General features: G+C 59.5%; 20 protein-coding genes. 13 read left to right on the top strand and 7 right to left on the bottom strand.

Features of this window, described 5'->3' with window-relative positions:
• Window positions 1-186: 186 nt before the first annotated feature.
• Window positions 187-624, top strand: coding sequence for a YkgJ family cysteine cluster protein (locus tag V9L13_RS22520; RefSeq protein ID WP_045122258.1), 438 nt, complete (start codon window positions 187-189; stop codon window positions 622-624).
• A gap of 226 nt (window positions 625-850) precedes the next feature.
• On the opposite strand, the gene typA is transcribed toward V9L13_RS22520, so the two are convergent.
• Entirely contained in the window at window positions 851-2,671 is a 1,821-nt protein-coding gene (gene typA / locus V9L13_RS22515) for a translational GTPase TypA (protein WP_003220792.1), read from the bottom strand.
• A gap of 139 nt (window positions 2,672-2,810) precedes the next feature.
• Entirely contained in the window at window positions 2,811-4,265 is a 1,455-nt protein-coding gene (gene thiI, locus V9L13_RS22510; RefSeq protein ID WP_338800577.1) for a tRNA uracil 4-sulfurtransferase ThiI, read from the bottom strand.
• Between the two features lie 329 nt (window positions 4,266-4,594).
• Here thiI and glnA point away from each other — a divergent pair, with 329 nt between their 5' ends.
• The 5 genes from glnA to ntrC all read left to right on the top strand — a co-directional run bounded on the left by glnA (window position 4,595) and on the right by ntrC (window position 10,164).
• Window positions 4,595-6,001, top strand: coding sequence for a glutamate--ammonia ligase (gene glnA, locus V9L13_RS22505; protein ID WP_003220788.1), 1,407 nt, complete (start codon window positions 4,595-4,597; stop codon window positions 5,999-6,001).
• A gap of 286 nt (window positions 6,002-6,287) precedes the next feature.
• Complete coding sequence (locus tag V9L13_RS22500) at window positions 6,288-6,800, top strand: DUF4124 domain-containing protein (protein ID WP_262143480.1); 513 nt, start codon at window positions 6,288-6,290, stop codon at window positions 6,798-6,800.
• Window positions 6,797-7,414, top strand: coding sequence for a DUF4124 domain-containing protein (locus V9L13_RS22495; protein WP_338800576.1), 618 nt, complete (start codon window positions 6,797-6,799; stop codon window positions 7,412-7,414). The genes V9L13_RS22500 and V9L13_RS22495 overlap by 4 nt, the downstream gene beginning before the upstream one ends.
• 231 nt (window positions 7,415-7,645) lie before the next feature.
• Complete coding sequence (gene glnL / locus V9L13_RS22490) at window positions 7,646-8,731, top strand: nitrogen regulation protein NR(II) (RefSeq protein WP_003220783.1); 1,086 nt, start codon at window positions 7,646-7,648, stop codon at window positions 8,729-8,731.
• Window positions 8,728-10,164, top strand: coding sequence for a nitrogen regulation protein NR(I) (gene ntrC, locus V9L13_RS22485; protein WP_103485265.1), 1,437 nt, complete (start codon window positions 8,728-8,730; stop codon window positions 10,162-10,164). Before glnL ends, ntrC begins: the two co-directional genes overlap by 4 nt.
• A 520-nt stretch (window positions 10,165-10,684) precedes the next feature.
• Here ntrC and V9L13_RS22480 read toward each other — a convergent pair.
• Window positions 10,685-11,125: a hypothetical protein gene (locus tag V9L13_RS22480; protein WP_045122257.1), complete on the bottom strand. Its 441-nt coding sequence runs from the start codon at window positions 11,123-11,125 to the stop codon at window positions 10,685-10,687.
• On the opposite strand from V9L13_RS22480, the gene V9L13_RS22475 reads away from it, so the two are divergent.
• Window positions 11,124-11,579, top strand: a complete 456-nt coding sequence (locus tag V9L13_RS22475; RefSeq protein ID WP_003220777.1) for a tRNA (cytidine(34)-2'-O)-methyltransferase — start codon at window positions 11,124-11,126, stop codon at window positions 11,577-11,579. The two genes, V9L13_RS22480 and V9L13_RS22475, sit on opposite strands and share 2 nt — an antisense overlap.
• A 181-nt stretch (window positions 11,580-11,760) precedes the next feature.
• Here the strand turns inward: V9L13_RS22475 and secB are convergent, their stop codons facing one another.
• From secB to V9L13_RS22460, 3 genes are read right to left on the bottom strand one after another with little or no spacing between them, the layout of a single operon-like run.
• Window positions 11,761-12,246, bottom strand: coding sequence for a protein-export chaperone SecB (gene secB / locus V9L13_RS22470; protein WP_003220776.1), 486 nt, complete (start codon window positions 12,244-12,246; stop codon window positions 11,761-11,763).
• Window positions 12,247-12,303: 57 nt separating this feature from the next.
• Window positions 12,304-12,558 (bottom strand): glutaredoxin 3, encoded by a 255-nt coding sequence (gene grxC / locus V9L13_RS22465; RefSeq protein WP_003220774.1) that lies wholly within the window; start codon window positions 12,556-12,558, stop codon window positions 12,304-12,306.
• 1 nt (window position 12,559) lies between these two features.
• Window positions 12,560-12,973: a rhodanese-like domain-containing protein gene (locus V9L13_RS22460; protein ID WP_003220772.1), complete on the bottom strand. Its 414-nt coding sequence runs from the start codon at window positions 12,971-12,973 to the stop codon at window positions 12,560-12,562.
• Between the two features lie 154 nt (window positions 12,974-13,127).
• Here V9L13_RS22460 and gpmI point away from each other — a divergent pair, with 154 nt between their 5' ends.
• The 6 genes from gpmI (at window position 13,128) to V9L13_RS22430 (ending at window position 21,435) form a co-directional block, all read left to right on the top strand.
• The gene (gene gpmI, locus V9L13_RS22455) at window positions 13,128-14,657 is read left to right on the top strand and encodes a 2,3-bisphosphoglycerate-independent phosphoglycerate mutase (protein ID WP_262143477.1); all 1,530 of its coding nucleotides are present in this window, start codon (window positions 13,128-13,130) and stop codon (window positions 14,655-14,657) included.
• A 240-nt stretch (window positions 14,658-14,897) separates the two neighbouring features.
• Window positions 14,898-16,184, top strand: coding sequence for a murein hydrolase activator EnvC (locus V9L13_RS22450; RefSeq protein WP_003220768.1), 1,287 nt, complete (start codon window positions 14,898-14,900; stop codon window positions 16,182-16,184).
• A 31-nt stretch (window positions 16,185-16,215) separates the two neighbouring features.
• Window positions 16,216-17,535, top strand: a complete 1,320-nt coding sequence (locus tag V9L13_RS22445) for a S41 family peptidase (RefSeq protein WP_103485269.1) — start codon at window positions 16,216-16,218, stop codon at window positions 17,533-17,535.
• Window positions 17,536-17,537: 2 nt separating this feature from the next.
• The gene (locus tag V9L13_RS22440; protein WP_338800575.1) at window positions 17,538-18,314 is read left to right on the top strand and encodes a divergent polysaccharide deacetylase family protein; all 777 of its coding nucleotides are present in this window, start codon (window positions 17,538-17,540) and stop codon (window positions 18,312-18,314) included.
• 131 nt (window positions 18,315-18,445) lie between these two features.
• Window positions 18,446-19,924 (top strand): serine protease, encoded by a 1,479-nt coding sequence (locus tag V9L13_RS22435; protein WP_338800574.1) that lies wholly within the window; start codon window positions 18,446-18,448, stop codon window positions 19,922-19,924.
• Between the two features lie 206 nt (window positions 19,925-20,130).
• Window positions 20,131-21,435 carry a Vps62-related protein gene (locus V9L13_RS22430; RefSeq protein WP_338800573.1) on the top strand — a complete coding sequence of 435 codons (1,305 nt, stop codon included), beginning with the start codon at window positions 20,131-20,133 and terminating at the stop codon, window positions 21,433-21,435.
• Here V9L13_RS22430 and V9L13_RS22425 read toward each other — a convergent pair.
• Complete coding sequence (locus tag V9L13_RS22425; protein WP_338800572.1) at window positions 21,416-22,171, bottom strand: ABC transporter substrate-binding protein; 756 nt, start codon at window positions 22,169-22,171, stop codon at window positions 21,416-21,418. The two genes, V9L13_RS22430 and V9L13_RS22425, sit on opposite strands and share 20 nt — an antisense overlap.
• Between the last annotated feature and the right edge of the window lie 24 nt (window positions 22,172-22,195).

The raw sequence follows: 22,195 nt of genomic DNA, 5'->3' as shown, positions 1-22,195 counted from the left end.
AGTTTTTCTTGAGAGTGTGAGATCGCCCGGCATAACCTTGGCGAGCACGCGGATCGATGCATGGCCCGTGCCGGGTTAAGCGCCAACTTTGGCGGGCGATGAAAAAATCTGGCGAAAGGTTGTTCAAAAATCCACCAGTCCCGGTATGATCGCGCGCCCTGATGCACACACGCCTGGTAACCCCCGATGATGAAGCCCAACCTGATTGCCGCCGCCGAGATCGATCGTCTCGATACGTGGGCCAAATATTCGGCCCCGATGTGTGGCTCTTGTATCTCCAGCTGCTGCACGCTGCCGGTCGAGGTCAAGATCAAGGATCTGGTGCGCATCGGCGTGGTCGACGAGTTCGAGCTGGGCGATCCGCCGAAGAACATCGCCAAGCGCCTGCAAAAGGAAGGGCTGGTCGAGCGCTTCAACCAGAAGTCGGGGATCTTCACCCTGCAGCGCATGAGCAACAACGATTGCTACTACCTGGATCGTAAATCGCGCTTGTGCACCATTTATGACAAGCGCCCGGACACCTGCCGCAACCACCCGAAAATCGGCCCGCGGCCGGGGTATTGCGCGTACAAGCCCAAAGAAGTGGAGCGAGTGCAGAACTCGCGGTCGATCGAGAAGTTCTGATCGTTCCTGAAATTTTCGGCGCCTGTCAGGCCGCCTTCGCGAGCAAGCCCGCTCCCACAGGGAACTATGGCGTACACAAGATTTGTGTTCACCGAGATCTGCTGTGGGAGCGGGCTTGCTCGCGAAGAAGCCAGCACAAACACCGCACCCGTCTCGGTTAAATCCCGGACAAACAAAAACGCCCCCGGTCTCGCGACCGGGGGCGTTTTTTCAAGCTCGGGCTAAATTACGCCTTGGCTTTCTTGGCAGCGCGGGTACGCTCGCTTTCGTCCAGGATCTTCTTGCGAAGACGGATGGACTTAGGCGTGACTTCGCACAGCTCGTCTTCCTGGATGTATTCCAGAGCCTGTTCCAGAGTGAAGCGAACAGGTGGTACCAGAGCGATGGTTTCGTCTTTACCCGAAGCACGCATGTTGTCGAGCTTCTTGCCTTTGGTTGGGTTCACACCCAGGTCGTTGTCGCGGCTGTTCTGACCAACGATCTGACCGTTGTAGATCTCCTGGCCGTGTTCTACGAACAGCTTGCCACGAGCCTGCAGGGTTTCCAGCGAGTAGGTCAGTGCCTTGCCGGTTTCAACCGAAACCAGAACGCCGTTCTGACGGCCGGACATGTGGCCCGACTTCACTGGCGCGTAACGGTCGAAGATCGAGGTCAGGATGCCAGCACCGTTGGTCAGGGTCAGGAACTGGTTACGGAAACCGATCAGACCGCGAGCAGGGATGTTGTATTCCAGACGAACACGGCCCTTGCCATCCGGCACCATGTTGCTCAGGTCGCCCTTACGCAGACCCATCTCTTCCATGACCTTGCCCTGCGATTCTTCAGGGATGTCGATGGTGACGTTTTCGAACGGTTCCTGCTTCACGCCGTCAACTTCACGGATGATCACTTCAGGACGGCCCAGAGCCAGCTCGAAGCCTTCGCGACGCATGGTTTCGATCAGTACCGAGAGGTGCAGCTCACCACGGCCGGAAACCTTGAACTTGTCAGCCGAGTCGCCTTCTTCAACGCGCAGTGCAACGTTGTACAGCAGCTCTTTGTCCAGACGATCCTTGATGTTACGGGAGGTCACGAACTTGCCTTCTTTACCGCAGAATGGCGAGTCGTTTACCTGGAAGGTCATGGAAACGGTTGGCTCGTCAACGGTCAGCGGCTTCATCGCCTCGACGGTGTTGATATCGCACAGGGTGTCGGAGATGAACAGCTCGTCGAAGCCGCTGATGCAGACGATGTCGCCGGCCGCCGCTTCTTCAACGTCAATGCGGTGCAGACCGTGGTGACCCATCAGCTTCAGGATACGACCGTTGCGGCGCTTGCCGTCGGCGCTGATAGCGACAACCGGGGTGTTCGGCTTGACGCGACCACGAGCGATACGGCCAACACCGATAACACCCAGGAAGCTGTTGTAGTCCAGAGCGGAGATCTGCATCTGGAACGGACCGTCACGGTCAACGGCCGGAGGCGGAACGTGATCGACTACCGCTTGGTACAGCGGGGTCATGTCTTCCGCCATGGCGGTGTGATCCAGACCGGCGATGCCGTTCAGGGCCGAAGCGTAAACAACCTGGAAGTCCAGTTGTTCTTCGGTAGCACCGAGGTTGTCGAACAGGTCGAAGATCTGGTCCAGAACCCAGTCCGGACGCGCGCCTGGACGGTCAACCTTGTTGATGACCACGATTGGACGCAGGCCGGCTTCGAAGGCCTTCTTGGTCACGAAACGGGTTTGCGGCATAGGGCCGTCTTGAGCGTCAACCAGCAGCAGAACGGAGTCGACCATCGACATTACGCGTTCTACTTCGCCGCCGAAGTCGGCGTGGCCCGGGGTGTCCACGATGTTGATGTGGTAGCCGTTCCAGTTGATGGCGGTGTTTTTCGCCAGAATGGTAATACCGCGCTCTTTTTCCTGGTCGTTGGAGTCCATCACGCGCTCGTCGTTGAGCTCGTTGCGCTCCAGGGTGCCGGATTGACGCAGGAGTTTGTCTACCAGGGTGGTCTTACCATGGTCAACGTGGGCAATGATGGCGATGTTACGTAGATTTTCGATCACTTGTGTATCTCGATCAGAGGATTCGGTTTGCTGACAAGTCTTGGCAGCGATTAACAGTAGTGTCCGGCATGGCCGTTACAGCTTGACGGCGGTGTCGGGGGGCCGGTGACGCAGGCCACAGGCAAACAGCCCCGGGCACTTAGCTCGGTCGATAAACGCGCACATTGGCATGCCCCTCACTGAGCAAATGGTGAGCATGCAGGCGACTCATCACGCCTTTGTCGCAATACAGCAGGTACTGGCGAGTCGGATCCAGCTCCTTGAAACGAGCGTTCACTGCGTAGAACGGCATCGTCTGTACTTCTATGCCGGCAAGTTCCAGCGGGTCATCCTCGGCCGCATCCGGGTGACGGATGTCGATGACGATCTGACCGGCCAGCGCCTCGCCGACTTCTTCGATTTGCAAATCCTGGCCCAATTCGTCGATCACCCGATCGATCGACACCAGTTTGGCGTTTTCGAGCGCACGCTCGAGAACCGCCATGTCGAATTCTTTCTCTTCGTGCTCAACACGGTGGCGCTTGGCGGCGGTCTTCGGATTGACCGAGATGACCCCGCAGTACTCCGGCATGTGCCGGGCGAAATCGGCGGTGCCGATCTCGTTGGCCGTGTCGATGATGTCCTGCTTGTGCGCGACGATCAGTGGGCGCAGGACCAGCTTGTCGGTCACACAGTCGATCACCGACAGGTTCGGCAGCGTCTGGCTCGATACCTGGGAAATCGCTTCGCCGGTGACCAGCGCATCGATGTGCAGCCGATCGGCGATGGCCGACGATGCGCGCAACATCATACGCTTCAATACGACGCCCATATGACTGTTATCGACTTTGCCGAGAATTTCGCCCAACACTTCTTCGAACGGAACACTGACAAATAGCACGCGTTGCGAGCTGCCGTACTTCTTCCAGATGAAATGCGCGACTTCCATCACGCCCAATTCGTGGGCACGCCCGCCCAGATTGAAGAAGCAGAAATGCGCCATCAGGCCGCGGCGCATGATCTGGTACGCGGCAACCGTCGAGTCAAAGCCGCCGGACATCAATACCAGCGTCTGCTCCAGGGCGCCGAGCGGATATCCGCCGATGCCGTTGTGCTGGCTGTGAATGACAAACAACCGTTGGTCGCGAACTTCGATGCGAACTTCGATTTGCGGGTCTTTGAGGTCGATTCCGGCCGCACCGCACTCACGACGCAGCTTGCTGCCGACGTATTTTTCAACGTCCATCGAGCTGAACGGATGCTTGCCTGCACGCTTGCAGCGCACCGAGAAAATCTTCCCGGCCAGCACATCGCCGTAGTGCTGTTTGCACTTCTCGGTGATGTCGTCGAAGTCGCCCAGCGGGTACTCGTCGATCTGCAGAAAGTGCGCGACACCCGGAGTGCAAGTCAGGCGCTCGCCCATCTCTTTCAAGGCTTTGGGGTCGGTAACGCGGGTTTCCAGCTCGAGATTGTCCCACACACCGTTCACCACCACGGCCGGGTCCAGATCGCGGAGCACGGCGCGGATGTTCTTGGCCAGCTGGCGGATGAAACGCATCCGGACAGGGCGGCTTTTGATGGTGATCTCGGGGAAGACTTTTACGATTAGTTTCATGAAAACAGCGCGCGCAGGGCCAGCCGAAAAAGGGGGGCGCGGATTATAGCGGAAATTGCTCAAGGTTTAACCAGTTAATATGCAGAAGGTTTCACTTGCACCAAAACGGGTCATTTTTGATTTAGGACGCTACATTAAAGGGCGAGATTTTCGCCTTTATGGCGCTTTCGTCCTGTGAAAGCGTGAATTTGGGGCAAAAAACCCATGCTGGGGCACTGGCATGCAATTTGCTCCCTTGTGAGGCAGGTTGCCTTGGCAGAGTATCTGCGCCGGCATCACCCATATTAAGGGCATCCACTACCAAGCCCTAAGCCACCCCGGAGGACACTATGTCGAAGTCGGTTCAACTCATCAAAGATCATGACGTCAAGTGGATTGATCTGCGCTTCACGGACACCAAAGGCACTCAGCACCACGTGACCATGCCGGCTCGCGATGCGCTGGAAGACGACTTCTTCGAAGTCGGCAAGATGTTCGACGGTTCCTCCATCGCTGGCTGGAAAGGCATCGAAGCCTCCGACATGATCCTGCTGCCGGACGACGACACTGCCGTTCTGGACCCGTTCACCGAAGACGCAACCCTTATCCTGGTTTGCGACATCATCGAACCTTCGACCATGCAAGGTTACGATCGCGACCCGCGCGCCATCGCTCACCGCGCCGAGGAATACCTGAAGACCACCGGTATCGGTGACACCGTCTTCGCCGGTCCAGAGCCAGAATTCTTCATCTTCGACGAAGTGAAGTTCAAGTCGGACATCTCCGGTTCGATGTTCAAGATCTACTCCGAACAAGGCTCGTGGATGTCCGACCAGGACATCGAAGGCGGCAACAAAGGCCACCGTCCTGGTATCAAAGGCGGCTACTTCCCGGTTCCGCCGTTCGACCACGACCACGAAATCCGTACTGCCATGTGCAACGCACTGGAAGAGATGGGCCAGACCGTTGAAGTTCACCACCACGAAGTGGCGACTGCCGGTCAGAACGAAATCGGTGTCAAGTTCAACACCCTGGTGAAGAAAGCTGACGAAGTTCAGACGCTGAAATACGTTGTGCACAACGTTGCCGACGCCTACGGCCGCACCGCGACCTTCATGCCGAAGCCACTGTACGGCGACAACGGCTCGGGCATGCACGTGCACATGTCCATCGCCAAAGACGGCAAGAACACCTTCGCAGGTGAAGGCTATGCCGGCCTGTCCGAAACCGCCCTGTACTTCATCGGCGGTATCATCAAACACGGTAAGGCCCTGAACGGCTTCACCAACCCGGCCACCAACTCCTACAAGCGTCTGGTGCCAGGTTTCGAAGCGCCGGTGATGCTGGCCTACTCGGCTCGCAACCGTTCCGCCTCGATCCGTATTCCTTACGTCAACAGCCCACGCGGCCGTCGTATCGAAGCCCGTTTCCCGGATCCGGCTGCCAACCCGTACCTGGCTTTCGCAGCACTGCTGATGGCCGGCCTGGACGGCATCCAGAACAAGATCCACCCAGGCGACGCCGCTGACAAAAACCTGTACGACCTGCCGCCTGAAGAGGCGAAAGAGATCCCACAAGTTTGCGGCAGCCTGAAAGAAGCCCTGGAAGAGCTGGACAAGGGCCGTGCGTTCCTGACCAAGGGCGGCGTGTTCTCCGACGACTTCATCGACGCTTACATCGCGCTGAAATCCGAAGAAGAAATCAAGGTCCGCACCTTCGTACACCCACTGGAATATGAGCTGTACTACAGCTGCTGATCCGGTAGCGCCGTGCTACGCGGCGTGACAAAAAGAGGCCTCCTTCGGGAGGCCTTTTTTATTGCGCGGATTTCGTTGGCGCCCGCACGACCCTGTGGGAGCGGGCTTGCTCGCGAAGGCGTCGTGTCAGCCACCATCATCTTCAATGACCGACCGCATTCGCGAGCAAGCCCGCTCCCACGGGGGCATTGCAGCGTCTGAATGATTTGCGGATATGTCCAGGGTTGGGCCAACCGCCACACCTGGCCTATGCTCCACCCCATCGTTTTCATTGCCGGTCGATTTCATGGGTCGCACCTTTCTCTACCTCCTGCTACTGATCGCCCTGCCCGCCGCCGCGCAGATCTACAAGTACACCGATGCCAATGGCAACACGGTCTACAGCGATCATGCGCCGGACGGTGTAAAGGCGCTGCCGGTAGCGCTGCCACCACTCAACAGCGTCGAACCGCAGGCACCGAGCCCCCTGGCGCCCGCCAGCACGGACACGCGCCCAGCGGCGCGCAGTGCTTATGAGGTGCTGGAACTGACCGGCCTGCCCAGCGAAGAAGCCCTGCGCGCCAACAACGGCACCTTCACCGTCAACGTGCTGATCAAGCCGCGCCTGCAGCCGCCACACCAGCTAAGGCTGGTATTGGACGACGCGCCCTACGGCCAGCCGAGCAACGTGCCGATCCTGCAACTGGTGAATGTCGATCGCGGCGAGCATCGTCTCGCGGTGCAGGTGATCGACGGTGAAGCGATCATCCAGCAGAGCCCGGCGGTGGTGTTCACCGTGCAGCGGGTGCATAAGCCGTGAGGATTTTCTGGCTGATCCTGTGCCTGTGCGCCCTGCCCGTGCACGCCGAGGTCTTCACCTATGTCGACGCGCACGGCAATCGCGTCTACACAGACCAGCCGCGCGGCAACGCCAAGCGCGTACCTATCGCGACCAGTAATCGCATGTCGGCCAACCCCACGGCTGCAGCACCGATCAGCGCTGCAAAAAAGGTCGCGGAACAACCCTTGTTCCACTACGACATGCTGCGCATCCTGATTCCCGAGCCGGACGCGACCATTCGCAGTAGCGCGGGCGAAGTGATCGTCAGCGTCACCAGCGAACCCGGTTTGCAACAGGGCCATCGCTATCGCCTGCTGCTCGACGGCCAGGCCACTGGCGAGGCGGGCCTGAGTCCGGTATTCCCATTGAGTAACGTCGACCGTGGCAGCCACAACCTGTCGGTGGAAATCCTCGATGTCGAGGGTCGCATCGTCGAGCGCACCGCCAACCAGCCGTTCCACATGCTGCGCATCTCGCTGGCGCAGAAACGCCAGGTCAAACCCTGCGTCAGCGAGGACTACGGCGTGCGCCCGGAATGTCCGCTGAAAGACAAACCCGCCGAAGAAAAAAATCCCTTCCTGCGTTTCTTCTAACGCCGTTCAGCTTTGCGCACTATATTGGTGCATAAGGTTGCACCGTACCCACATCCCAACCCATTTTGGTTCGAAACTTCCCGTTCCGGCGGCAATGGCGCCACGCAAACGAGCGTCAAACGCCTGTTTCACGGGTTGAACGCTTCTTTTCGGAGCCTTGGTTTGGTTTTTGCATTTTCCGTTTAACGACGCCTGCTTCTTGCGCACGCTCCGCCCCCAAAAGAGGCTCCGATGACTATTAGCGACGCAATCCACCGTTTGCTGCTCGACAACCTGACCACCGCCACCATCCTGCTCGACGCCGAATTGCGCCTTGAGTACATGAACCCGGCGGCCGAGATGCTGCTGGCCATCAGCGGCCAGCGCAGTCATGGCCAGTTCATCAGCGAGCTGTTCACCGAGTCCACCGAGGCGCTCAACTCGCTGCGGCAGGCGGTCGAACAGGCACACCCGTTCACCAAACGCGAAGCGATGCTCACCGCCCTCACCGGCCAGACCCTGACCGTGGACTACGCGGTGACGCCAATCCTCAGCAACGGCGCGACCATGCTCCTGCTGGAAGTGCACCCGCGTGATCGCCTGCTGCGGATCACCAAGGAAGAGGCGCAGCTGTCCAAACAGGAAACCAGCAAGATGCTGGTGCGCGGCCTGGCCCACGAGATCAAGAATCCGCTCGGCGGCATCCGTGGTGCGGCGCAGTTGCTGGCCCGTGAGCTGCCGGAAGACAGTCTGCGCGACTACACCAATGTGATCATCGAAGAGGCCGACCGCCTGCGCAATCTGGTCGACCGCATGCTCGGCTCCAACAAGCTGCCGTCACTGGCGCTGTGCAACGTTCACGAAGTGCTGGAGCGCGTCAGCCAACTGGTCGAAGCGGAAAGCCAGGGCTGCATCACCTTGGTGCGCGACTACGACCCGAGTATTCCCGACGTCCTGATCGACCGCGAACAAATGATTCAGGCCGTACTGAACATCGTGCGCAACGCGATGCAGGCGATCAGCAGCCAGAACGAGCTGCGTCTGGGCCGCATCAGCCTGCGCACCCGGACCATGCGCCAGTTCACCATCGGCCACGTCCGTCATCGCCTGGTGACCAAGATCGAGATCATCGACAACGGCCCCGGGATACCGGCCGAACTCCAGGAAACCATTTTCTTTCCCATGGTCAGCGGCCGTCCGGACGGTACCGGGCTGGGCCTGGCCATTACCCAGAACATCATCAGCCAGCACCAGGGCCTGATCGAGTGTGACAGCCACCCCGGCCACACCACGTTCTCGATCTTTCTGCCACTGGAACAAGGAGCCACATCGACATGAGCCGTAGTGAAACCGTGTGGATCGTCGATGACGACCGTTCTATCCGTTGGGTTCTGGAAAAGGCCTTGCAGCAGGAAGGCATGACCACGCAGAGCTTCGACAGCGCCGATGGCGTGATGAGTCGTCTGGCCCGTCAGCAGCCTGATGTGATCATTTCCGACATCCGCATGCCGGGCGCCAGTGGCCTCGACCTGCTGGCGCGCATCCGCGAACAGCATCCACGGTTGCCGGTCATCATCATGACCGCTCACTCCGACCTGGACAGCGCCGTCGCCTCCTATCAGGGCGGCGCGTTCGAATACCTGCCCAAGCCTTTCGACGTGGACGAGGCGGTATCGCTGGTCAAACGTGCGAACCAGCACGCGCAGGAACAGCAAGGCCTGGAAGTGGTGCCGGCGCTGACCCGCACCCCGGAAATCATCGGCGAAGCACCGGCGATGCAGGAAGTGTTTCGCGCCATCGGCCGCTTGAGCCATTCCAACATCACCGTACTGATCAACGGCGAATCCGGCACCGGTAAAGAACTGGTGGCGCACGCCCTGCACCGCCACAGCCCGCGCGCGGCCTCGCCGTTCATCGCGCTGAACATGGCGGCGATCCCGAAAGACCTGATGGAATCCGAGCTGTTCGGCCACGAGAAAGGCGCGTTCACCGGCGCGGCCAACCTGCGGCGCGGGCGCTTCGAACAGGCTGACGGCGGCACGCTGTTCCTCGACGAAATCGGCGACATGCCGGCCGATACCCAGACCCGCTTGCTGCGGGTGCTGGCGGACGGTGAGTTCTATCGCGTCGGCGGCCATGTGCCGGTCAAGGTCGACGTGCGGATCATCGCCGCGACTCACCAGAATCTGGAAACCCTGGTCCACGCCGGGAAATTCCGTGAGGACTTGTTCCACCGCCTCAACGTGATCCGCATCCACATTCCACGCCTGTCGGACCGTCGCGAAGACATCCCGACCCTCGCCAAGCATTTCCTCAGCCGCGCTGCGCAAGAACTGGCGGTGGAGCCGAAGCTGCTGAAGAGCGAGACCGAGGAATACCTGAAAAACCTGCCGTGGGGCGGCAACGTGCGCCAGCTGGAGAACACCTGCCGCTGGATCACCGTGATGGCGTCCGGGCGCGAAGTGCACATCAGTGACCTGCCACCGGAACTGCTGAGCCTGCCGCAGGATTCGGCGCCGGTGACCAACTGGGAACAAGCGCTGCGCCAGTGGGCCGATCAGGCGTTGGCCCGCGGCCAGTCGAGCCTGCTCGACAGCGCAGTGCCGGCGTTCGAGCGGATCATGATCGAGACTGCACTGAAGCACACCGCCGGGCGTCGGCGCGATGCGGCGGTATTGCTTGGCTGGGGGCGCAACACCCTGACGCGCAAGATCAAGGAATTGGGGATGAAAGTGGATGGCGGGGACGAGGATGAGGGGGATGAGGGCTGATCAACCACGCCCTCTGTGAGAGTGGGCTTGCTCACGAAAGCGCTGTTCATGAAACGTATCAGTGACTGACGCGACGCCTTCGCGAGCAAGCCCGCTCCCACAGTGGCCCCGCCGTGCACCAACCTAATGCACTTTGACCCGTGATCGGGCATCGCAGCCGTTGCTAAAAACATCCAGGCAAGACTGAAAAAACCAGCCAGTAAAAACACGAAAGCCCCGATTTACGGGGCTTTCGCGCATCTGAAGCTTTTTTCTGTTTCGAAATACTAAAACTGGCACGCGCCCTGCAATAACCCTTACAGGTGATTCGATTCACCACCCGTTTCGGGGACCTTGGTACAGGCAGGCCGGGGAATCCCCTCTTTACACCGGGCTCACAGCGCCAACGCGATGCGCCCACCCTTTTGGGATCCTTGGTACAGGCAGGCCGGGGGTTCCCTCTTTACACCGGACCGACGCTCGCAGCGAAGTCCACCCCGTTTTGGGAACCCTGGTACAGGCAGGCCGGGGATTCCCGCTTTTATTGCTCCCGGAGATGGATCTCCAGCCGCCAGCGGTCATCGACCTTGCTCCCGGCCCACTCCCCTTGCAGCGGCCGCGCCGCCAGCACCGTCAGCAACAACCCACCGTCACTCAAGCGCGTTCGCCAGTTCACGTCCTTGCCGTTGAGCTTGAGCTGACCCTTCTGCGCCTTGCCTTCTGCCTGAAACAACAGGGCCACGGTGCCGTCGATGATTTCGCCGTGCAGCTTCGGCTCGTTGTTGAACCACACCACCAGGCCGTCAGCGGTCACCTCGACCTGCTGCAGCACAGTCGGATCCGGCGTGGTCAGGCGACCGATCATCAAGCCGACCATCAAGCCGAAAATCGCCAGCGAACCGATCACCCGCGGGAATAGTTTCGAACGCGGGTCGGCTTGCGGCGTAGAATGCGCGTCATCTTTACCTTCGGAGCCGTGCATGTTTCACGTCATCCTTTTTCAACCAGAAATTCCGCCGAACACCGGCAACGTTATCAGGCTGTGCGCCAACAGCGGCTGCCACCTGCATTTGATCGAACCGCTGGGTTTCGAGATGGACGACAAGCGCTTGCGCCGGGCCGGTCTCGACTACCACGAATATGCCACGTTGCAGCGCCACGCCGACCTCGCCAGTTGCCTGGAAAGCCTCGGCAACCCGAGGCTGTTCGCCTTTACCACCAAAGGTTCGCGGCCGTTTCACGATGCCGCGTTCGTCCCGGGCGATGCGTTCATCTTCGGCCCGGAAAGCCGTGGCCTGCCGCCGGAAGTGCTGGACGCCCTGCCCGCCGAACAGCGCCTGCGCCTGCCGATGCGTGAAGGCTGCCGCAGCCTGAACCTGTCCAACACCGTGGCGGTGGCCGTGTACGAAGCGTGGCGGCAGAACGACTTCAAATAACCCGCCGCCCGCAAAAACATCACCCCTGTAGGAGCTGCCGCAGGCTGCGATCTTTTGATCTTGATCTTCAAAAACAAGATCAAAAGATCGCAGCCTGCGGCAGCTCCTACACGAAGGTTTCGTTTGCCCCATGAAAAAAGCGCCTTTAAACGGCGCTTTTTTCATGGGGCAAACGAAGCTTTTATTGTACGGTCGGCGTCTCGCCCGCTGCCTGCATGCGCTGCAGCTCTTGCGCGTACAGGGCGTCGAAGTTCACCGGAGCCAGCATCAGGGCCGGGAACGAGCCACGGGTCACCAGGCTGTCCAGGGTTTCGCGAGCGTACGGGAACAGGATGTTCGGGCAGAACGCACCCAGGGTGTGGCTCATCGAACCCGCGTCCAGGTTCTTGATCAGGAAGATACCGGCCTGTTGCACTTCAGCGATGAAGGCCACTTCGTCACCGTTTTTCACGGTAACCGACAAGGTCAGCACGACTTCGTAGAAATCGCCTTCCAGCTCTTTCTGGCGAGTGTTCAGATCCAGACCGACGGTCGGGTCCCACTGCTGGCGGAAGATCGCCGGGCTTTTCGGGGCTTCGAAGGACAGGTCGCGTACGTAGATGCGCTGCAAGGAGAATTGCGGTGCGGTTTCTTCTTCGCTGGCTGCAGTGTTCTGTTGGTCAGTCATCTCAGATCCTTTCTGATCTTGGGTCTTTTAGGGATTGCTGTACGTGGGTGCAGCCGTTCAGGCCTTGAGCAGCGCGTCGAGCTTGCCGGCGCGCTCCAGGGCATACAAATCATCACAACCGCCGATGTGCTTTTCGCCGATCCAGATCTGCGGCACGGACGTGCGTCCGGCCTTCTGGCTCATGGCAGCACGAATCTGCGGCTTGCCATCGACCTTGATCTCTTCGAAGGCCACACCTTTGTTCGCGAGCAATTGCTTGGCTCGCATGCAGTAAGGGCAGTAATCGCTGGAGTAGACGATGACTTCGCTCATATCACTTCACCAGCGGCAGGTTGTCGCCTTTCCAGCTGGAGATCCCGCCGGACAGCTTGGCGGCGGTGAAGCCGGATTTCATCAGCTCGCGAGCGTGGGTGCCAGCGGTCTGGCCCAGAGCGTCGACCAGAATGATGGTCTTGGCCTTGTGCTTTTCCAGCTCGCCGATGCGCGCAGCCAGTTTGTCTTGAGGAATGTTGATCGCGCCAACGATATGGCCGGCGGCGTAATCTTTCGCCGGACGGATGTCCACCACCACGCCTGCGTCCTTGTTGACCAGTGCGGTCAGTTCGCCGGTGCTCAGGCTTTTACCGCCGCCCTGCATCGTGTGCGCCAGCAGCAAAGCCAGCAATACGACGAAGATACCGACAAGAATGTAGTGGTTAGTGGCAAATTCAATCAGGTGAGCAACCATCGAAGGAGGTTCCAGGGCGTTAAAATGTCGGCCAGTATACACAGCCCCTATGGTGGGCCAAACCCCGTCCGGCGGTGACGTGGTCGGAACTAAGCATTAAACTCGCCACTCCCTTTTTCAACGCCCTCTTCTTTATTAGCCACGAGTGGATTCCATGACTACCACGCCTAAACCTTTGGTCCTGATGATTCTCGACGGCTTCGGTCACAGTGACAGCCACGAATCCAATGCCGTTTATGCGGCGAAGAAGCCTGTGCTCGATCGCCTCTGGGCCACGGTGCCGAACGGCCTGATCTCCGGCAGCGGCATGGACGTCGGCCTGCCGGACGGCCAGATGGGCAACTCCGAAGTCGGTCACATGAATCTCGGCGCCGGGCGCGTGGTGTATCAGGACTTCACTCGCGTGACCAAAGCGATCCGCGACGGCGAGTTCTTCGAGAACCCGACCATCTGCGCCGCTGTGGATAAAGCCGTGGCCGCCGGCAAAGCCGTGCATTTCATGGGCCTGCTGTCCGATGGCGGCGTGCACAGCCATCAGGATCACCTGGTCGCGATGGCCGAGCTGGCCTTCAAGCGCGGCGCCGAAAAAATCTACCTGCACGCCTTCCTCGATGGTCGCGACACGCCGCCGAAAAGCGCCACGTCGTCGATCGAACTGCTCGACGCGACCTTCCAGGCGCTTGGCAAGGGCCGTATCGCCAGCATCGTCGGTCGCTACTTCGCGATGGACCGTGACAACCGCTGGGACCGCGTGTCCCAGGCCTACAACCTGATCGTCGACGGCAACGCCGAGTTCAACGCCGCCACGGCCCAGGAAGGCCTCGAAGCCGCCTACGCCCGTGGCGAGAGCGACGAATTCGTCAAAGCCACCACCATCGGTGAGCCGGTCAAGGTCGAAGACGGCGACGCCGTGGTGTTCATGAACTTCCGCGCCGACCGCGCCCGCGAGCTGACCCGCGTATTCGTCGAGGACGATTTCAAGGAGTTCGAGCGCGCGCGCCAGCCGAAACTGGCCGGTTTCGTCATGCTGACCCAGTACGCCGCCAGCATCCCTGCGCCATCGGCCTTCGCCGCCGGCAGCCTGGAAAACGTGCTTGGCGACTATCTGGCGAAGAACGGCAAGACCCAGCTGCGCATCGCCGAAACCGAAAAATATGCACACGTGACCTTCTTCTTCTCCGGTGGCCGTGAAGAGCCGTTCCCGGGTGAAGAGCGCATCCTGATCCCGTCGCCGAAAGTCGCCACCTACGACCTGCAGCCGGAAATGAGCGCGCCGGAAGTCACCGACCGCATCGTCGATGCCATCGAGCATCAGCGTTACGACGTGATTGTGGTCAACTACGCCAACGGCGACATGGTCGGCCACAGCGGCGTGTTCGATGCCGCGGTGAAAGCCGTGGAATGCCTCGACACTTGCGTCGGGCGCATCGTCGAGGCGCTGGAAAAGGTTGGCGGCGAAGCGCTGATCACCGCCGACCACGGCAACGTCGAAAAAATGGCCGATGAAGAAACCCACCAGGCTCACACCGCGCACACCACCGAGCCAGTGCCGTTCATTTATGTCGGCAAGCGTGACCTCAAGGTCCGTGCAGGTGGCGTACTGGCGGACGTGGCGCCGACCATGCTGATGCTGCTGGGTCTGGAAAAACCGGCGGAAATGACTGGCACGTCGATTCTGGTGTAATTCGCCAGATCAAACACCGCCAAACCCTGTGGGAGCGGGCTTGCTCGCGAATGCGGAGTATCAGCAACGTTGATGTTGACTGACGCCCCGCATTCGCGAGCAAGCCCGCTCCCACATTGGTTTTGCGCTATTTTTATTACCGAATCTGCTCCAGTTATCACACAAGCCCAATTGGGCGTTTTTTTTGCAGCCTCGGGCGGGCATACTAGGCCGTCCATTACCCTGGTGCCGCCCGCCTCTATGCTCCGCGTCCTGATCGCCCTCGCTCTGACATGCCTGCTCCAACCGGCCTTCGCTGACGAGCGCGCGCAAACCCAACAGCAGCTGGATGCCACGCGTCAGGACATTGCCGAGCTGAAAAAGCTGCTGGGCAAGCTGCAGGAAGAAAAATCCGGCGTGCAGAAAGAGCTCAAGGGCACTGAAACCGAGATGGGCAAGCTCGAGAAGCAGGTCGATGCCCTGCAGAAAGAGCTGAAGAAAAGCGAATCCGAGCTGCAGCGGCTCGATGCGGAGAAAAAAAAACTCCAGAGCGCGCGCACTGAACAGCAGCGACTGATCGCCATCCAGGCCCGCGCGGCCTACCAGAACGGCCGTCAGGAATACCTCAAGCTGCTGCTCAACCAGCAGAATCCCGAGAAATTCGCCCGCACCCTCACCTATTACGATTACCTGAGCCAGGCCCGCCTGGAGCAGTTGAAGAACTTCAACGAAACCCTGCGCCAACTGGCCAATGTCGAAAAAGACATCGCCACGCAACAGGCGCAATTGCTGGTACAGAAAAGCAGCCTCGACACCCAGCGCGACGAGCTGGAAAAGGTCCGCAAGGAACGCCAGCAAGTCCTCGCCAAGCTCAACGATGACGTGAAGGCCCGCGACCAGAAACTCGCCGCCCGCGAGCAGGATCAGGCAGACCTGTCTAAAGTCCTTAAAACCATTGAAGAAACCCTGGCCCGCCAGGCTCGTGAGGCAGAAGAAGCGCGGCAGAAAGCGCTGATCGCCCAGCAGGAAGCGGAAAAAAAGCGTTTGCGTGAGGCGCAGGCTGAAAACAGCGACGCCCCACGAAAACCCGCCAGATCAACCCCCGGCGCACTGGTGTCCAGCAGCGGCGAGACCTTTGGCGGCCCTTTTGCCGCAACCCGGGGAAAACTTCCATGGCCGGTTGATGGTCGATTGCTGGCACGCTTCGGCGAAAGCCGTGGCGACGATGCCCGGACCAAGTGGGATGGCGTGATGATCAGCGCCGCTGCCGGCAGCCAGGTGCATGCCGTGCACGGCGGGCGCGTGGTGTTCGCCGACTGGTTGCGTGGCGCCGGGCTGCTGGTGATCCTTGATCACGGCAATGGTTATCTGAGCCTTTACGGTCACAACCAGACACTGCTCAAGTCGGCCGGTGACGTAGTAAAAGCCGGTGAGTCGATTTCCACTGTCGGTAACAGTGGCGGTCAGGACACACCAGCGCTGTATTTCGCAATTCGTCAGCAGGGTCACCCGAGTGATCCGGCGCAATGGTGTCACGCGCAAGGATAAGCGCGTCGCCTAATTCAGGAGTTCGTTCGACATGCTGCATTTGTCCCGCCTTACCTCGCTGGCCCTGACGATCGCTGTGGTGATCGGCGCGCCTCTGGCGTTCGCTGCTCAACCGGCCCCGGCCGTCGCTCCGGCAGGTACTGCCGCGACCGCCAAGGCACCGCTGCCGCTGGAAGAGTTGCGTACCTTTGCCGAGGTCATGGATCGAATCAAAGCCGCCTATGTCGAGCCGGTGGACGACAAGACCCTGCTGGAAAACGCGATCAAGGGCATGCTCAGCAACCTCGATCCGCACTCCGCCTATCTGGGCCCTGAAGACTTCACCGAGCTGCAGGAAAGCACCAGCGGCGAATTCGGCGGCCTCGGTATCGAAGTCGGCTCGGAAGACGGCTTCATAAAAGTCGTGTCGCCAATCGACGACACGCCTGCGTCCAAGGCTGGCATTCAGGCTGGCGACTTCATCGTCAAGATCAACGGCCAGCCAACTCGCGGCCAGACCATGACCGAAGCCGTGGACAAGATGCGCGGCAAGATCGGCCAGAAGATCACCCTGACCCTGGTCCGCGACGGCGGCACGCCGTTCGACGTGACCCTGGCGCGCGCGGTGATTCAAGTGAAGAGCGTCAAGGCGCAGCTGCTGGATTCGGGTTACGGCTACATCCGCATCACCCAGTTCCAGGTCAAGACCGGCGAAGAGGTCTCCAAGGCCCTGGCCAAGCTGCGCAAAGACAACGGCAAAAAGCTCAACGGCATCATCCTCGACCTGCGCAACAACCCGGGCGGTGTGTTGCAGGCGGCAGTGGAAGTGGTCGACCACTTCATCAAGAAAGGTCTGATCGTCTACACCAAAGGCCGAATCGCCAACTCCGAACTGCGCTTCTCCGCCACCGGCAAGGACGAAAGCGAAGCGGTGCCGATGGTGGTGCTGATCAACGGTGGCAGCGCCTCGGCGTCGGAAATCGTTGCCGGTGCCCTGCAGGACCAGAAACGCGCGGTGGTCATGGGCACCACCAGTTTCGGCAAAGGCTCGGTGCAAACCGTGCTGCCGCTGAACAACGACCGCGCGCTGAAGATCACCACGGCGCTGTACTTCACGCCGAACGGCCGCTCGATCCAGGCCCAGGGCATTGTCCCGGACATCGAAGTGCGCAAGGCCAAGATCACCAACGAAGCGGACGGCGACTACTTCAAGGAAGCCGACCTGCAAGGCCACCTGGGCAACGGCAACGGCGGCGCGGACAAGCCGACCGGTTCCGGCGCGAAGGCCAAGGCCATGCCGCAGGATGACGATTACCAACTGGCCCAGGCCCTGAGCCTGCTCAAAGGGCTGAGCATCACGTCCGGCCGTTGAGGATGTCTTTGCGTTTCCTCTTCGTCCTGTTGTGCTGTCTGGCGGGTGCTGCGCACGCAGAACCCGCCAGCACTACCCCGCCAAAAGCCTACCTGACGCTGATCATCGACGACCTGGGACAGAACCTGCCCCGGGATCGCCGCGTGCTGGCCCTGCCCGGCCCGGTGACCACGGCGATCATGCCCGACACGCCGCACGCCACCGAATTTGCCCGCGAAGCCCATCGCGCCGGCAAGATCGTGATCCTGCACATGCCGATGGATCCGGCCACCGGCCCGTACGCCTGGCACCCCGAACTGCCGCTCGAAGAGCTGCAAAAGCGCCTCGACGCCGCGTTCAAAATGGTCCCTTACACCGCGGGCATCAACAACCACATGGGCAGTCGCATGACCGCGCAGCCGGTGGCGATGGCGTGGCTGATGGGCGAGTTGCAGCGTCGGCACAAGTTCTTCGTCGACAGCCGCACCAGCGCCCAGACCGTGGCGGCGCAGCAGGCCCAGAAGATCGACTTGGCGAGTGTTTCGCGGGATGTGTTTCTCGATGACGAGCGCACCGAAGCCGCCATCTTCGCCCAATTGCAGACGGCGATCAGCCTGGCGCGCAAGCAGGGCTCGGCGGTGATGATCGGCCACCCTTACCCGCAGACACTGGCGGTGCTGGAACGTGAATTGCCGAAGCTCAAGGCGCAAGGCATCGAGTGGATCGATATCAAGCAGATGATCAGCGTGCGGAGTAACAAGGCGACAACTGCACACGGGAAAAATGGAATATATCGTTAATTTATCAACTTATTAAATTCTCATAACATTCCCACAACTAAAACAAGTAGCAATAACTTATACAACCAACTTAAAAAAAATTAATTTATTCTGCGCCAGTCTTGTACCCACACATTAGCCAAGGACTGGCCATGAACTTGAAAAATATCCACCCAGGTTTTTTATTACTGACTGCCTTCTCACTTCCTGCTTGTTCCAGCCCCGTCGATTACGGCAAGGGCGCTGAAAACTTCTCACCGGCGCAACACCTGACCAACAAAGATGGCGAGAATAACCACTGGATGGGAATCGGCGAGTACAAAAGCCGCGAGCACGGCTCCTGCACCGCCTTCCTGATTGACACAAACAGCTCTCGCCCCTCCGATTCCGCCTATGCACTGACCAGTGCCCACTGCGTGGGCAAGGAAAACGGGGTCATGCGAACAGATGACCCTATCGAGGCTACCATTACCTTCAACCGCTTCATTGATACAGTTGCTGCCTCCAGGACTGTTCCTCTGAAGAAAGTTGCCTGGAGCAGTATTCAGGGGGTCGACCTGGCTCTGTTGGAGCTTGGAGTGTCACAGGGCGAACTTCTGGCACAGGGCATCACGCCCATGAAACTGGCCCAGCAGGCACCGGCAAAAGATAGCGACATTCTGATAGTGCACAAACCCGTTGGTTCTCCTTTACAAATGTCAGCCTGCACCCACGTGCCATCCCCGGCGATTTTCGAGAAGCCCTGGGTTTGGCGACATACGGTCAGCAACCAGTGCAAAGATGTTGCTGCCGGCAGCTCGGGAAGTCCGGTCATCGTCCGAGCGACCAACGAGGTCTATGGCGTCCTTGGGACCTTGGCTCACCATCTGACGCCACTGCCCGGATATGGCCAGATGCCGAGCGGCAGTTACGGTAGCCCGACCTCGGTTTTCAACAACTGCTTTATCGATGGCAAACTCAATACGGATCCGCAGGTGTGCGAGTTATTTCCGGCAGCCTCTATCAGACTGCCTGCCCAGCTGCCAACGCATGCAAAGATCAGCGTAAATGCTCAGGGCAACTACGTTTATCCAGAGTGGAACTTTGAAATAACCGCCAGCACCCGATTTATCCGGACCAAACGTACATCGGACCCGGTAGACTGCGAAGTTCCGCAAGACTACAGCCAGCCAATAAACACTGGCACTGCGTCCACTCAGTTAAATGTTCCCATGGGACCTGAAACCGGACTTAACAACCTTTGCATCATCGCCACAAATAGCGCCGATGAAATATTACCGGCAGGCACTTATCGAAATGCCGTCACTGTTCCCACTTTTCTGATTGATGCGGGCCCGACGCCTGTTCCGAGCATAGAGACTTCGTTTAACAAAGAAATAAACAGAGCGCAGATTTTCTGGCCGAAACGCAGGAACGAGGGCCTGGATGGATACGAAGTAAAGAACGGCCTTGCTGAAAAAGTCAGCTGCGAAGACCCGCAGGGTTATAGCCGTGTGACCTCCAATTGGCTACGCCCGCAAAGCAACTTCCCCCTCAAGCTCTGCGTTTACGCTGTCGACCCCAATAATCAGCGCTCAGAGTTGAAGGAATACATCCTGGAATGGGAGGAGGTCAAAAACAGCGCCCCCTGAGCTGATCAGTGACGCCGGCCTTGTGCTTCTGCCTCAATAGTCAAAACAGGAGCGCAAGGCTGCCAATGGCATGGAACGGTTTTTTGGCAATAACTGGTCACGACGTCATACATAGTTACCGCCAGAGACCGGGTGCGAATACCGATAGTGAGACCTGCAACGGGTCGCGACTCCCTCGAGTCGCCGTTCAACTATCAGGAGTGACCATGACCATTCATGACCAGACCGCAGCGCCATCCAGACAAATCGAACCGATCAGACACGACAATCTGCTGATCCATTTCACCACGGAATTTCACCGCATCTGGGACAGCACCGGCTCACGGGCTAAACCCGCGGCCTTCTGGCGCCCGACTCCGGCGCCGGATGTATTGCCGGGCTATTTCCCGCTCGGCGACGTGTTCGTCGCCGGGCACGACAACATTAACGGCAGCACCGTGGTAGCCGTTGTTTGCGAGGCGGATGCACGCAGTGCAGATCCGGCCAGGGGCCCGGCATTAAGGCGCCCGGACGATTTCGAACTGATCTGGAAAGATTCTGGCTCAGGCTCGAAGAAAGACGGCGCCGTATGGCGACCGATCGCCCCGCAAGGTTATGTGGCCATGGGCGCGGTCTGCTCCAATGATCACGAAAAACCCTCACTCAACGCGGTTCGCTGTGTACGCGCCGATCTGGTGATCGCCTCGGACGTTGGCGAACTGATCTGGAATGACAGGGGCAGCGGTGCCAGACAGAGTTTCAGCGCCTGGAGTGTCACGCCGACGAATGCGCCGCCGGGAGAGATTCATTTCGCACCAGGGACCTTTGTTGCGGCAAGCAGTTTCAACCGGCCAGAGGGCAATGTCGGCGCCTATTCACTACGGATGCACATCGCGCCACTGATCCTGTCATCGCCACAGCTGCCGACACTCTCCGCAGCGCAAGCCTCAGAAACCAAAAGCGCGGCTACGCTCTCCCAAGTCATCAAGTTGCCATGGTTCGTGGTCAAGGATGACTTGTCGCCAAGTGATCAGTTACGCACCACGCCGTTTTACCGCCTGGAAAGAACCGACCAGTACTATCTAGTTGGAAGCGGACACAACACGGGCGAGGAGGCACGGGCTTTCAAGTGGACTGCGCAACGGCTGCAGAATCCAAAGACGCTGCGTCTGTTCACCCAACTTACCGCGATCAGTTTTGTGAGCCCGTGGGCAACGAAGGCAGACGCCACTGCGTCACTCCCATTCTCGGCGAGACTGGACAGCCAGTTCACTCACAGCGAGACGTCAACCAGTGGTTGGCAGACTCCATTTGTTACCCATGTGATCGCTATGGCCGGCAAAGGCAAATTCGTCGCGGTTTATCAGCTGGAGAGTTTCTATGAGCTGCGTCGTGCTGACGGCTCGCAAGCGGGGATCAATCTGGCTTATACCCAGAACGATAACCTGAGTCTGCTGCAATATCCGCCGCAAGAATGCACCCACGGCGCAACAGACAAGTCGTTGCCGAAAGCTACAGATAGCGCCCCATGATTTCGTCGACGACCCCGTCCTTGCGCATCTGATCCAACGCCGCCTGCAGCCTGGCGACCGTTGCATCCGACACGTCCTTGTTCAGCGCCAGGTACAACTCGGCGCTGTTGAAGCGCAGCACGGTCTTGAGTCCGGTGACCCCATCCTGCCGCGCCAGGTAACGCCCGGCAGGATCCCCCGTAGCCCACAGGTCGATCTGGCCATTGACCAGTTTTTTCGCGTTGTCCTGATCACGCAGCACCACGATCGGCTTCAGGCCCTGCTTGGCCAGCGTCTCGGCAATCGCATCGCCTTTGTAGGCGCCGATCTTGTATTTGCGTGCATCGTTGAGGGTGTCGAGAGTGATCTTGCTGTCGGCCTTGGCCAACATGATCCAGTCGTCCGGACCGATCGGGCCGACCCATTTGAACAGGTTCTCGCGATCCGGCAGGCGGGCCATCACGAAGGCGCCATAACCGGGGTTTTCCAGCGCCAGTTTGTAGACCCGCTCCCACGGGAAGCGCAGCGTCAGGCTGTAGGTGAGCCCGGCGCGCTTGAACATTTCGCGCACGATGTCGGCGGCAATGCCGTTGATATTCTCGCCCTTGGCGAAATTCTTGCCGTCTTTCGCCATGTTGTAGGGCGGGAAGTTTTCGGTGAGGAGCACCAGATCGGTGTCGGGACTGTTTTCGGCCCGCGCCGTGTTGAGCAGCAACACAGAGGCACTGGCGAGAACAAGAAGCAGGCGTTTGATCATGTCGGGCTACCGGAATCCATGGCG

This window comes from Pseudomonas sp. RSB 5.4, assembly GCF_037126175.1.
In the GTDB taxonomy this organism is placed as follows: domain Bacteria; phylum Pseudomonadota; class Gammaproteobacteria; order Pseudomonadales; family Pseudomonadaceae; genus Aquipseudomonas; species Aquipseudomonas fluorescens_H.
This window is presented reverse-complemented; position numbering and strand designations above follow the sequence as displayed.